The sequence below is a fragment of the Prevotella aff. ruminicola Tc2-24 genome (assembly GCF_900110895.1).
Classification (GTDB): Bacteria; Bacteroidota; Bacteroidia; order Bacteroidales; family Bacteroidaceae; genus Prevotella.
On the sequence record NZ_FOIQ01000006.1, the window covers coordinates 137,229 to 151,340 of the forward strand.

The 14,112-nt window shown below is 49.5% G+C and carries 5 protein-coding genes and 1 pseudogene; 5 read left to right on the forward strand and 1 reads right to left on the reverse strand.

Annotated elements, in window-relative coordinates; genetic code table 11:
* Entirely contained in the window at window positions 1-3,987 is a 3,987-nt protein-coding gene (locus BMY63_RS11275) for a hybrid sensor histidine kinase/response regulator transcription factor (protein ID WP_091916878.1), read from the reverse strand.
* A 322-nt stretch (window positions 3,988-4,309) separates the two neighbouring features.
* Between BMY63_RS11275 and BMY63_RS11280 the strand changes: the two genes are divergently transcribed.
* From BMY63_RS11280 to BMY63_RS11300, 5 genes and pseudogenes are all read left to right on the forward strand, one after another.
* Window positions 4,310-6,217, forward strand: a complete 1,908-nt coding sequence (locus BMY63_RS11280; RefSeq protein WP_256219009.1) for a bifunctional carbohydrate acetyl esterase/feruloyl esterase — start codon at window positions 4,310-4,312, stop codon at window positions 6,215-6,217.
* A gap of 348 nt (window positions 6,218-6,565) precedes the next feature.
* Complete coding sequence (gene xyn10D/fae1 / locus BMY63_RS11285; protein WP_091916881.1) at window positions 6,566-8,734, forward strand: bifunctional endo-1,4-beta-xylanase/feruloyl esterase; 2,169 nt, start codon at window positions 6,566-6,568, stop codon at window positions 8,732-8,734.
* Window positions 8,735-8,806: 72 nt separating this feature from the next.
* Window positions 8,807-10,306 (forward strand): annotated as a pseudogene (locus tag BMY63_RS11290) (glycoside hydrolase family 97 catalytic domain-containing protein); the annotation flags it as partial.
* Window positions 10,292-11,944: a family 43 glycosylhydrolase gene (locus BMY63_RS11295; RefSeq protein WP_371113590.1), complete on the forward strand. Its 1,653-nt coding sequence runs from the start codon at window positions 10,292-10,294 to the stop codon at window positions 11,942-11,944. The pseudogene BMY63_RS11290 and the gene BMY63_RS11295, both read left to right, overlap by 15 nt.
* 6 nt (window positions 11,945-11,950) lie before the next feature.
* Window positions 11,951-14,107, forward strand: coding sequence for a glycoside hydrolase family 31 protein (locus BMY63_RS11300; RefSeq protein WP_091900053.1), 2,157 nt, complete (start codon window positions 11,951-11,953; stop codon window positions 14,105-14,107).
* Window positions 14,108-14,112: the final 5 nt, after the last annotated feature.

Genomic DNA, 14,112 nt, shown 5'->3' on the forward strand with positions numbered 1-14,112 from the left:
TTAACGGTTTCCGTGCTCCCTCATGTAGTCTCTTGGCGAAACACCATAGAACTTCTTGAAAAGAGTAGAGAACGAAGCCGAATTAGAGAAGCCACAGGCATACATAACCTCCGTGACGTTCACGCCTTGGTTAGCCAGCAGATAAGCGGCTCGCTTCAGACGTATGTTACGGATAAAGTCATGAGGAGTCTGTCCTGTCAGTTCTTTCATCTTACGATGCAGGTGGACACGACTGATACCCACCTCGTCGGCAATCATATCTACACTTAGGTCGGAATCATCAATACGGGCGTTAATCGTTGCCATCACTCGCTCCAGCAACTTCTCATCCGGTGACTTCAACTTCACCTCGTCAAGTTTCTCCTCTAACTGATCGTTACGCTCATACTTCAAACGGAGAAGCTGATGACTATTGATCAGGTTGATGATGGTACGTCGCAGGATATCCATATTGAACGGTTTAACGATATAGGCATCGGCACCCGTCTCCAGACCTTCCAAGCGATCCTCATCACGGTTCTTGGCAGTCAGAAGCACAACAGGCATGATATTCGTAGACGGGTTGGCTTTTAACTTTGAGCAGAGCATGCTTCCATCCATCTCAGGCATCATCACATCACTGAGAACCAGATCAGGTCGCACACGCAGTACTTCCTTCAATGCTTCCACACCATTGGTGCAAGCGCACACATCATAGTCACGACTCAGTTCACTGACAAGATAGTCACGGATCTCATCATCATCTTCCGCCACCACCAACGTGTGTCTCCTACCGCTCTTCTGAGCAATAGCCGAGTCATCATCCATCTGTTCCAGATCTTCAATCTCAATAGAAATACTCTCTGCCATATTGTCGTCCATCTCCACATCCATCTCCTCTGGTTTCAGGTGGGCATTACCCAATGGAATAGAGACAATAAACTCACAACCCTGTTCTAGATTATGTGCAGAGATCGTGCCATGATGCAACTCCACAAGTGAGCGCGTCAGATCAAGACCGATACCCGTTCCCACATTCCGGTCATTGGCTGTTGAAGCCACCTGATAGAATCGCTCGAAAATCTTGTCAATCTTCTCGTCTGGGATCTTCTCACCATTGTCACTGACAGAAATGGTTGCATTCTTCTCATCATGCGTGACACGGATATCTATTTTTCCTCCTGTCGGGGTGAATTTAAAGGCATTTGAAAGGATATTCATAATCACCTTGTCAAAATTCTGCCGATCTAACCATACCGGCAGGGAAGGCGTATCATGCTCATACGTCAGGGTGATTCCCTTCACCTTCGCCTGATGCTCAAAAAGTGCGTAGATATCTCCGACAAAACCCACGAGATTAATTTCCTTCATACGCATCTGCATCTGTCCCTTATCGATCTTACGCAGATCCATCATCTGGTTAATCAGATGGAGAATACGTTCCGCATTTCGTTTGATCGTCTCATAGACACCTTTCTTTCTGAGATCAGTTTCCTCTTTCAGCAAAGACAGCAATGGAGTCATAATCAGTGTCATCGGAGTCCGAATCTCATGACTGATATTCATAAAGAAGCGTAACTTCGCCTCACCCAACTCCTCCGCATGGATATGCTCTTGCAAGCGTAACCGATCTTGCTCCTTCCGTCGACGGTTAACAACATAATACCAGGTTCCTGCTCCCAACGCAAGCAGGTAGAAGAAACAAGCCCATGCCGATCGGTACCAAGGAGCATGCACAACCACCGTGAACATGCGCTCCGGGGTCTCAATATTATTCCGTTCTGCCTTCACACGGAAGCGATAGGTGCCTGGTGACAGATGCGAGAAAGTAATCTCATTAACACCTGGCTGCAAACGAACGAAGGCCTCACCGTTAATACTATACAGATATGTGATATGCTCAGGATTATCGTAGGTCAGTGTCGACATCTGGATGGCAAACGAGTTATCATGATAACCTAACTCAAAATTCCGACTGGCGATAACCGTCGTATCCGTCACATGGAACCGGCCAGATTTTGTCGTATTATTAACGACCTCACCATTGATGGTGAATCCCGTCAACTGCACCGTCGCCTCCCATTTACTCTGTGCGATATCCACAGGATTAAACCACGTGAGTCCACCGACGCCACCAAAATACAAGGTTCCCGTGTTCGTCATCCACGACGCGCCATCGGAGAACTCATTAGACTGCAGTCCATTGTCAATAAAATAACTCTGTATGAGTTCCGTTTTCGGGTCATAGCAATAGAGACCATGGTCTGTGGCCACCCAGAGTTTTCCACGCAGATCCTGCTCAATAGAAGCGATACCATTATCACCAAGTCCTTTTTCCTCCGCAAACTGCGTCAGCGTTCTCTTCTCCAGGTCGTAACAGCAGAGGCCATCATTTGTACCAATCCAGAGTTTCCCCATAAACTCACGGGCTACACGCACTGGAGTTCCATAATTCAGACAGTTTTTGCCAAAGGTACTAAGCCAACTACCTTTCTCAACATCCAAACAACAGACACCCATTGTTGTTGCCACATAGATACGCCTCTGGTCTGGTGAGATAGACAGTTGCGAGACATAGGCATTGGTCAGACTGTTGACGTTCCTGTTACTTTCCGCATTTCCTTTCACTGGATAGATGACGGTCTTGCCAGTCTGCTGATCCAGCATTAACATGCCGTCTCCCAAAGTTCCTATCCATAGACGGTTCTTATTATCAACCTCAATATCAAAGATACTGAAATTATCCGGGAAGGGGAAATTGTACTTATGATACTGTCCACCATGAGGATCAATCCATCCACCACCATCGTTATATGAGCCAATCCATATTCGCCCTTGAAGGTCTTCAGCAATCGTCATGACCGAAGCGGGGAAGTTATCTTTGTAGTGCCTGACCTGTTGTCTGTCACTACTAAAACAATAAAGGCCATCCTTATCCGTTCCAACCCATAGGCGTTTCTGACTATCAACACAGGTACTGATGACACAGGCCGAGCCAATCATATTACGGGAGCCTTGTTTATAACCCATATAGTTAAAGCCCATCGAAGCACCCGACTGCATGTATAGTCCCTTTTGTAGAAGTCCCAGCCAAATATTACCACTATGGTCCTCCGTGATTGAAGTAACCTTGCTCTTCGACAGATCGACCTCCGTACTATAATACGGATTATCAGTCAGCACTCCTGTCTGAGGATGATAGACTCCAAGTCCCTCACCGTCATAGCCCAATAACAACTCGCCCCTCCGGTTAAAATAGAGTTCCTCAATAGGCTTTGTCCCCACCTGCTCCACACGAACGAAGTCGTTGCCTTTCAACTGGAACAGGCCTGCCTTCGATGTTCCAAGGTAAATCATACCATTAGAACCTTCGCAGACTTTACGGAGAGATGCGTTCATCGGAGCATCCTTGAAGTAAACACGCGACGACTTCCCGTTATCACAGATCAGACCCTGATTACGGGTCACGACCCACAAGTTTCCTTTCTTGTCCTCCATCATCTGCTCAACAGTATGGACACCTTTCAAAGCGCCACCCACCTGATGAGCATTCTTGGCATTGTCGATCTTCAGCACGCCAAAGCCTGACGTTCCGACCAGTATTTCACCATTACGTCTTTTCAGGAAGCAGGTAATAAAACAATCGATATGTTTACCTCCTAGGTCCTTTACCTCTACCGTCTGAAAGCGATTGCCGTCATACGTCTGAAGAATACCCCACATACCCAGATAGAATAGCCCCTGATGATCTTGAACAATACAGTTTACGTAATTACTGGCCATGCCCAAAACACCACCTTTCTCTTTCTTGTAGATATGGAACTGGTAGCCGTCATACTTATTCAAACCATTGCGGGTTGCCAACCAGATGAAGCCGTCATTGTCAAGGTAAACCTGACTGGTAAAATTGCTCGACAACTGGTGGTTAGCGTCAAACAATCGACCCATCTGCGCTGATATTGAAAGTGTCCAAAAAGTAAAGAAAGTTAGTAGAATCTTCCTATCCATATGTATTGGCATGTTTATGATTTCTTGGGCAAAGATAATGTATTTTTCAAAAACCACCAAGGAAATGTTATATATAATTATGTTTATGGCCCACATTTCCCCGCCGATAGAGAGAACCTGTTCACCTTTTGCTCCCTTTTTGCGAAATGAAACACAACAAAAAGAAGTTGTAACATACAGAAAAGGGCACCTCAAAAAAACTATGTAACTTTGCACCCACTTTTCCTTCAGACAAGGAAGACTTCAATAAACCAATAACGAGATGAAAAAATCAATGAGAACCGTGCTAACAATAGCACTTTTAGCGTTGCCGTTTTCAAGGATGACAGCAGCCGTAGACCCTAATTTCTACATTTTCCTTTGTTTCGGGCAATCAAACATGGAGGGAGCTGCACGCCCAGAGGCTCAGGACCTTGCTAGTCCTGGTCCGCGATTCCTGCTGATGCCTGCAGTCGACTTTCCTGAGAAAGGTCGTAAGATGGGCGAATGGTGTGAGGCTTCTGCCCCCCTCTGTCGTCCTAATACCGGACTGACACCTGTCGACTGGTTTGGCCGTACCCTTGTAACTTCACTGCCTGAGAATATAAAAATTGGTGTCATCCATGTGGCCATCGGCGGTATTGACATCAAGGGATTCCTCCCCGACAGCATCCAGAGCTACATCAAGAAGGCTCCACAATGGATGAAGGGCATGCTTGCCGCCTACGACAACAACCCCTACGAGCGTTTGGTCACATTAGCCAAGAAGGCCCAGAAGGACGGTGTTATCAAAGGCATTCTGATGCATCAGGGTGAGACGAACACGGGTGACCCGAAGTGGGCAGGCATGGTGAAGCAGGTATACGACAACCTGTGTGGCGACTTACAGTTGAAGCCAGAAGATGTGCCCCTTTATGCCGGAAATATCGTACAGGCCAACGGCGAGGGCGTATGCATCGGGTGCAAAAAACAGATTGACGATCTACCAAAGACCCTGCATACCTCACAGGTGATTTCCTCAGACGACTGCACCAACGGTCCCGACAAACTGCATTTCGATGCAGCAGGCTATCGTGAGCTGGGTTGCCGTTATGGCGAGGCCGTAGCCCGTTTCTTGGGATACGAGCCAATACGTCCTAAGATAGAATCAAGCATCAAGAAGATGGAGGTGCCCGCCGATGCTTTCATCGCGGAGACCACCGTTCCAGGCAATCAATTCCCCAAACTCGACAAGGAACGCCGCGGCTACTTCTACCTGAAGGCTCCTGAAGCCAAGAACGTAGTACTCGACATCTGTGACAAGAAATACAACATGCAGAGCGACGGCGAGGGTGGTTGGACCGCCATCACCGATCCGCTGGTAGAGGGTTTCCACTACTACTTCATGAACATTGGCGGTGTGAACTTCATCGACCCAGCCACTGAGACGTTCTTCGGCTGCAACCGCGAAGCAGGTGGTATCGAGGTGCCCGAGGGCAGCGAAGGCGACTACTACCGCCCACAGCAGGGTGTACCCGCTGGACAGGTTCGCAGCATCTACTATTTCAGCAATGAACAACAGGTATGGCGTCACGCCATGGTCTACACCCCTGCCGAATACGACCTGAAGAAAAATGTCAAGAAGCGCTACCCTGTGCTTTATCTGCAGCACGGCATGGGTGAGGACGAGACTGGCTGGAGCAAGCAGGGTCACATGCAACACATCATGGACAACGCCATCGCCAAGGGCGAGGCCGTACCGATGATCGTGGTTATGGAGAGTGGCGACATCAAAGCTCCGTTCGGACAAGGACAGACCATGGAGACTTATGGAAACTCCTTCTATCCAGTTCTTTTGAACGATCTCATCCCCTACATCGACAACAATTTCCGCACGAAGAGCGACCGTGATAACCGTGCCATGGCAGGTTTATCCTGGGGTGGTCACCAGACCTTCGATATCGTGCTTAACAATCTCGACAAGTTCTCTTATCTGGGAACCTTCAGTGGTGCCATCTTCAACCTCGATGTGAAGACCGCCTACGATGGAGTATTCACCAAGGCTGACGAGCTGAACAAGCAGATCCACTACTTCTTCATGATGAGTGGTACGGAGGGCATGGACAAGATGTTTGGTACAGAGAAACTTGTCAAGAGCCTCAACGATCTGGGTGTGAACGCCCACTACTACGAATCGACGGGTACAGCCCACGAATGGCTTACCTGGCGCCGTGGTCTCAACCAGTTCATCCCACATTTGTTCAAGAAGTAAACTAGAGATATAACAACACAGGCGAAATCTACCTATCTGGTTAGATTTCGCCTTTTTTTATCTCTTCCTCGTGTGAAAAGGGTGCTGTTTTTCGGTTGTTTTTGACTACGAAGATACAAAATCCATGTCTGTTCTATATGTTTTTCGGTTATTATTTACTTTTTTTGATTCTTTTTGAGCACAAGGATCATCTTATCGCGTAGCATCATACAATTCTCGGATGTTACGATTGCGTCCGCTATGATACAAATAGTAAAGTATATGATACGCTCGAAATAATATTTCTAGAGGAATTGTCGTACCTTTGCGGCTGAATAAAGATATTATAACATAAAACAAATTCTTCAAATGAAAAGACTATTACTCGGACTGACCCTGCTTGTAGCAGGTAGCATGTCCACATTCGCACAATGGCCGCAGCCAGTTGATCCAAATGCGGGAATTGGACTGAAAGATGCCTACAAAGACTATTTCACCATTGGTGTCGCAGTGAACAAGAGAAACATTCAGGATTCTGACCAGATTGCACTCATCAAGAAGAACTTCAACAGCATCACTGCAGAAAATGACATGAAAGTGGGAATGATGCAGCCCAAGGAAGGTGTTTGGAACTTCGGTGCTGCCGACAGCATTGCCAATTTCTGCCGTCAGAACGGTATCAAACTGCGTGGACATAACCTCTGCTGGCATTCTCAGTTTGCCGACTGGATGTTCAAGGACAAGAAGGGCAAGCCCGTCAAGAAAGAGGTATTCTACGAGCGTCTGCGCAAGCATATCCACACAGTGGTAAATCGCTATAAGGACATCATCTATGCATGGGACGTTGTCAACGAAGCCATGGCCGACGACGGTCCTCAGATGTTCTGGCCCAAAGCTAGCCCTTATCGCCAGAGTCAGCTATTCAAGCTCTGCGGCGACGAGTTCATTGCAAAAGCCTTCGAATTCGCCCGCGAGGCTGACCCCGACGTGCTGCTGTTCTACAACGACTACAGTTGCGTGGATCCCGGCAAGCGTGAGCGCATATATAACATGGTAAAGAAGATGTTGGATGCTGGCGTACCCATCGACGGTATCGGTATGCAAGGCCACTATAACATCTATACTCCCGACGAAAAAGAACTCGACAAGACCATCACCCGTTTCAGTGAGTTGGTAAAGCACATCCACATCACAGAGCTCGACCTGCGTACCAACACAGAGAGCGGTGGACAGTTAATATTTGCCCGTGGTGCGGCTAAGCCACAGGCGCCCTACATCGCCACCCTCCAAGAAGACCAGTACAACCGTATCTTCCGTGTTTTCAGAAAGCACAAGGATGTCATCGACAATGTAACATTCTGGAATCTTGGCGATAAGGACTCTTGGCTCGGTCTGAACAACCACCCGCTGCCTTTCGATGAGAACTACAAGCCAAAGGCTTCCTATAGAGTGATTAGAGATTTCGATACAGCCAGCGATAACTTCGCACCAAAAGAGGACTTCGTTCCCAACAAGTGGAACCAACCCGGACAGGAGTACCCACAGGTTAACAGCGAGGGTTATGCTCGTTTCCGCATAGAGGCGCCCGATGCCAAGTCTGTCATCGTCAGTCTCGGTCTTGGTGGCCGTGGCGGTACAGTGCTCCGCAAGGACAAAGACGGTGTATGGACTGGTACTACAGAGGGACCGATGGATCCTGGTTTCCACTACTATCACCTGACGATTGATGGTGGCGTAGTAAACGATCCCGGTACCGGCAACTACTTTGGCTCTTGCCGTTGGGAGAGTGGTATCGAGATTCCCGCACCCGACCAAGATTTCTACGCCTGTCGTACCGATATTCCTCACGGGAACATCCAGAAGATCCTTTTCTATTCAAAGAGTCTTGGCAAGATGCAGGAGGCAACCGTATATCTGCCCAATGGATACGGCAAGCTCGTGAAGGGCAAGCAGGAACGCTATCCTGTTCTCTACCTGCAGCACGGATGGGGTGAGAACGAGACCAGTTGGCCCGTACAGGGTTGTGCCGGTCTGATCATGGACAACCTGATCGCAGAAGGCAAGATTAAGCCCTTCATCATCGTGATGGCCTATGGTCTGACCAATGACATCAAGTTTGGTACCATCGGCAAGTTCGATGCCAAAGAGTTTGAGACCCTGCTTGTCGATGAGCTCGTACCTTTCATTGACAAAAACTACCTCACCAAAGCTGATAAATGGAATCGTGCCATGGCCGGTCTGTCAATGGGTGGTGTTGAGACGAAACTCATCACACTGCGCCGTCCGGAGGTATTCGGCTACTGGGGTCTGCTCAGCGGTGGTCAGTATGCTCCCGAGGAGATCAATGACACGAAACAGGTACGTCTGATCTTCGAGAGCTGTGGTTCAAAGGAGTTCCCCGACGGCATCAACAAGTCGGTTGAGGCACTCAAAGCCGCAGGTTACAATGCTGTAGGATTTGTGTCGGAAGGCACCGCCCATGAGTTCCTGACCTGGCGTCGTAGCCTTCGTGAGATGGCTCCCCTGCTCTTCAAATAAGAATCAGAACACCTGACGATGAAGATTATAAAAATCATGCTCGTTCTGACGAGCATACTGTCTCTTTCGGCGATGGCACAGAATGTGCTATCGCCGAATGGGCATATATCGGTAAAGGTTCATGACGACCGACTGATTGTTTGTTATAAACAGCAACAGGCTCTGGAGTTGACACCAACGGCTTTTCAGTATTCTACAACGGAGTCCGCACTATCATTTGTCAGACAGGTCAAAGACGACTACCGCATGATAGCTGGCAAACGTCTCCACTGCACCAACGAAGCCAACGAGTACCAGGTCCCTTTGCGCGACAAGCATGGACGCTTGGTTGTCAGACTGTACAACGACGGCATCGCATTCCGTTATGAATACGACAACCTGCAAGACCAAAAACCATGGGAAGAGCAGACTATCTATCATATACCCGAGGGGACACGTCGTTGGATACAACAGTGGACTGAGGCCTACGAAGGTTTCTTTCCCCTCTCCACAACAGCCAAGGCAAAACCAATACCGAGCTTCAATCGTCCATCCGTCACTCCAGACGGATATAACAATCGATGGGGCTACCCCGCCTTGTTGGAGCCCCAAGATGGTCTCTTTGTCCTGATCAGTGAGGCGAACATCGAACGAAAACAAAGTGCTTCTTGCCTCTATGGTGCTGACGGCGACTACCGTGTAGTTCCCGATGAGAACGAGGTGAAGGTAAATGGCAGCTGGCACACACCTTGGCGTGTGGCCATCATCGGTCAACTGTCCGACATCGTACAGTCCACACTGATCACGGATGTTAGCGAGCCATGCCGGATTGATGATACGAACTGGATCCATCCCGGTGTGGTATCGTGGATCTATTGGGCCTATAACCATGGAAGCAACGACTACAATATCATCAAGAAATACGTGGACATGGCCGTCACCCTGCATCTGCCTTACGTGCTTATCGATGCCGAATGGGACGAGATGAAGGATGGTAAGACCATCGAAGATGCTGTCGAATATGCCAAGTCACAGGGAATCAGGCCGATGATCTGGTACAATTCATCTGTGGGCTGGATCGATGGTGCTCCCGGACCGAAATTCCGACTGAACAAGCCAGAAGATCGAGAGGAAGCATTCGCCTGGTGCGAACGCATCGGTGTGGCAGGCGTAAAGATTGATTTCTTCTCCGGTGACAACCAGATGAACATGGATTACTGTCAGGACTTGCTGGAGTGCGCTGCCAAGCATCACCTCCTTGTGAACTTCCACGGTGCCACTATCCCCAGAGGTTGGCAACGCACTTATCCGAACCTGCTTAGCACCGAAGGGGTCTATGGTGCGGAATGGTATAACAATGTACCGACCTTCACCGACAAGGCCGCTTCTCATAATGCCACACTCCCCTTCACCCGCAATGTCATCGGTCCGATGGACTATACCCCATGCACGTTCAGTGACTCCCAGCATCCGCATATCACCACAAACGGACATGAGTTGGCATTGACAATTCTCTATGAGTCTGGCCTACAACATCTTGCCGACAGACCCGAGAGCTATCTGGCACAACCAAAAGAGGTGCAGGAATTCTTGAGTCAGCTCCCAGCCGTATGGGACGACACCCGTTTCGTCAGCGGCTACCCTGGTGAGTCTGTCGTGCTTGCCCGCAGAAGCGGCAATATTTGGTATGTAGCAGGCATCAATGGTACGGAACAGGAGAAGACCTTCGCCCTTGACCTAGACTTCATCGGGAAAGGAATTCATCGCACGACACTTTACCTGGATGAGCCGAAGACGGAGAGTCTGTGGAATGTGGAAACCATAGACCGTCTGCCCGATGATATCACCTGTCTGCCAAGAGGTGGTTTCGTTGCCATCATCGAGACCCTTCAACTCGACGAAGTGAATATGCCGCTCTTCCAAACGAAATACACCGCCGACCCATCACCGCTTGTCGTAGGCGACACCCTCTTCCTCTATACCTCACACGATGCCTCACCCGAGGATATTCCTGATGAGAACGAGGAAGGATCCGCAGGATTCTTCATGTATGATTGGTTGCTGTGGTCGACCACCGATATGGTAAACTGGACCGAGCACGGAGCCGTAGCCTCACTAAAAGATTTCCCTTGGCGGTCACGCGAGAACGGTGCTTGGGCCATCCAGACCGTTGAGCGTAACGGGAAATACTACCTCTATGCCCCACTGCACGGACATGGCATCGGTGTGCTGGAGGCCGACTCTCCCTACGGACCGTTCAAGGATCCACTGGGTAAGCCTCTGGTATGGGATCAGAGCAACTGGTACGACATCGATCCTTCGGTCTATACCGACGACGACGGCCAGGCGTACATGTATTGGGGGAATCCCTATACATTTTGGGCAAAACTCGGTAACGACATGACCTCCCTGACCAGCGAAGTGTCCAAATTGTCGCATATTCCCAACTATCAGGAGGGGCCATGGTTCTATAAGCGCAATGGGCATTATTATCTTGGATTTGCATCCACCTGCTGCCCCGAGGCTCTGGGTTATGCCATGAGCGACTCACCGACAGGTCCCTGGGAGTGGAAAGGTTATATCATGCGCCCAACAGAACGTAACCGCGGCAATCATCCCGGCATCATCGACTATAAGGGGCATTCGTACGTGTTCGGACAAAACTATGATCTGATGCACCTGGACACCTTCGTGCATCACGAGCGCCGCAGCGTCTCAGCTACGGAGATCACCTACAATGCCGACGGTACGATTCTGGAAGTACCCTATTGGTTGGATCAGAAGCCGATGAAACAACTATGTTGGCTCAATCCCTATCAGCGTGTAGAAGCCGAGACGATGGCCTGGGGCTACGGACTGAAGAGTGCCAAGATAGGAATAGAGAATACGGGTGTTGTGGCTGATATGCCATCATCCACAGGAAAAAGGAATCTGTATATCTACGACATCAACGATGGTGAGTATATCAAACTTCGCGGTGTAGACTTTGCCAAGGGCGCCAAGCGTTTCATGATGACTGCGGCATCAACAGGCGGTGTTACTGTGACCCTGCGACTAGATAGCAACAAAGGACCTGCGATCGGTTCGGTTATCATCGGCAAGACCGGTAGAATAGAGACCTATCGCTCATTCAGTGGCATCGTTAAAAATGCAGCTGGTGTGCACGACCTCTACATCTGTTTTGATAAAGTCAGCGGTGATGTCCGCCTAGACTGGTGGCAGTTTAAATAAAAAGGTATGAATAGAAGAGTGTTTCTTTCGGTTATATGGCTATGCGTGATAACTGCACCAACCACGGCACAGGAAAAACTGATAGTAAGCTATGTAGCTAAGAATGCCGTACGTGTGAGATATGCTACCTCTCAGGCCATCTCCTCCTTACCCGATTGGTTATATGTCAAGCACGATGAGTTGAAGACGGCAGATGTCTCGGCTGAAGTGGAAGGGAACAGACTGACGATAAAGGATCAGACAGGGAACGTCGTTTTCAATGCCATCACCCATCAACTTCAGGCTGGCGAGGCCACGCTGACCTTCTCCTCACCGAAAGATGAGTACCTATACGGACTGGGGCAGTTTCAGGACGGCTATAGCAACGTCAGGGGACTGTCACGACGCCTCACACAGGTCAACACACAAATCAGCATCCCCATGCTATTGTCAAGCAAGGGTTACGGTGTATTATGGAACAACTACGGTCTGACCGAGTTTAACCCCTGCGAGAAGAGCGTGAAACTCCTAAAACGCACAGGAATCGGCGAACGTGAGGTCGTGAATGTGACATCGACCGAAGGTGGAAAGCGCGAAGTACGCGAGCGTCATATCTTCGACGCTACAGTTGACATCTTAGAAGATGGCGACTATAGCCTACTGTTGGATGTTGGTCAGAAGATGGCCCGCCGTCACAACCTCTGCATTGACGGACAACCGGTGATAGAGATGCAGAACCTCTGGCTGCCACCGACAGCGTCGCGAATCGTATATCTGGCCAAAGGGCGTCATCAACTATCAGCAGAGTTAACCAAGGACGATCAACCTGTGCTTTACTATCAAAAGGTGAAAGACGAAACGACGTTCCGCTCGCCTGCAGCCGAAGCCGTTGACTACACAATCTTTATTGGTACACCCGACGAGATCATCGCCACCTATCGTGAACTGACAGGCGAATGTCCGCAAATGCCGGATTGGGCTTTAGGCTATATCCATTGTCGCGAACGTTTCCATTCGTCAGAAGAGATCCTTCAGACGGCCAACCACTTCCGCAGCGAGCAGCTGCCGGTAAGCGTGATCGTTCAGGACTGGCAGTACTGGGGCAAGCATGGTTGGAACTCCATGCAGTTCGACGAAGATAACTACCCCGACCCCAAAGCCCTGACCGACAGCCTGCACAAGATGGGAATCAAGCTGATGTTAAGCGTATGGTCGAAGATCGACAAGAACTCAGAAGTAGGAAAGCAGATGGAGGCCGCTGGTCACTATATCCCCGGAACCGACTGGATAGACTTCTTTAACCCTGATGCTGCAGCAGCCTACTGGAAGCATTTCAAGGAGAGGCTGCTACCTCTGGGCATAGATGCTTGGTGGCAGGATGCTACCGAACCAGAAAACGACGATCTGCTGGGCAGGAAGGTGAATCATGGTCAATGGACGGGCGAGCAGGTGCGCAATGTATATCCGCTGTTAGTCAACAAGACCGTTTACGAAGGTCTGCTGCAAGCAGGCAAGGCTCCCATGATCCTAACACGTTGCGGCTTTGCTGGTATCCAACGATATGGTTCTGCCATGTGGAGCGGTGATGTGGGTAACGATTGGGAGACCTTCCGTCGACAGATCACAGCAGGACTGGGGATGCAGGCAGCAGGCATCCCTTGGTGGACCTATGATGCTGGCGGTTTCTTCCGTCCTCAGAACCAATATACTGACAGTGCTTATATAGAGCGTATGCTACGTTGGATTGAAACGTCGGTCTATCTACCATTGATGAGAGTCCATGGATATATGAGCAACACCGAGCCCTGGAACTACGGCGAGGAAGCGCAGACGATCATCGCAGAATGCCTAAAGGAACGATACAGGCTGCTGCCTTATATCAAGCGCCAGGCCAAGGCCGTCGCCGAAGAGGGTAGTACGCTGATGCGCCCGCTGGTATTCGACTTTGCCAATGATCCAGAGGCTCTGAAACAGAAATATGAATATATGTTCGGCAAAGCACTTCTGATAAGTCCTGTCACGGAACCTGGGGTAACGACATGGCAGACCTATCTACCCCAGAACCCAGATGGGTGGAACGACTATCACTCTGGCAAGCACTACGACGGCGGGCAATATGTCACGACACCCGTCAGTAAAGCATATATCCCTGTATTTATCCGTGCAGGATACACTATTCATTAACATAA

Bases quoted from the DNA above. Each gene is read 5' to 3' on its own strand.
- BMY63_RS11300 (WP_091900053.1), top strand. From the start codon at position 11,951: ATGAATAGAAGAGTGTTTCTTTCGGTTATATGGCTATGCGTGATAACT.
- BMY63_RS11280 (WP_256219009.1), top strand. From the start codon at position 4,310: ATGACAGCAGCCGTAGACCCTAATTTCTACATTTTCCTTTGTTTCGGG.
- BMY63_RS11275 (WP_091916878.1), bottom strand. From the start codon at position 3,987: ATGGATAGGAAGATTCTACTAACTTTCTTTACTTTTTGGACACTTTCA.
- xyn10D/fae1 (WP_091916881.1), top strand. From the start codon at position 6,566: ATGAAAAGACTATTACTCGGACTGACCCTGCTTGTAGCAGGTAGCATG.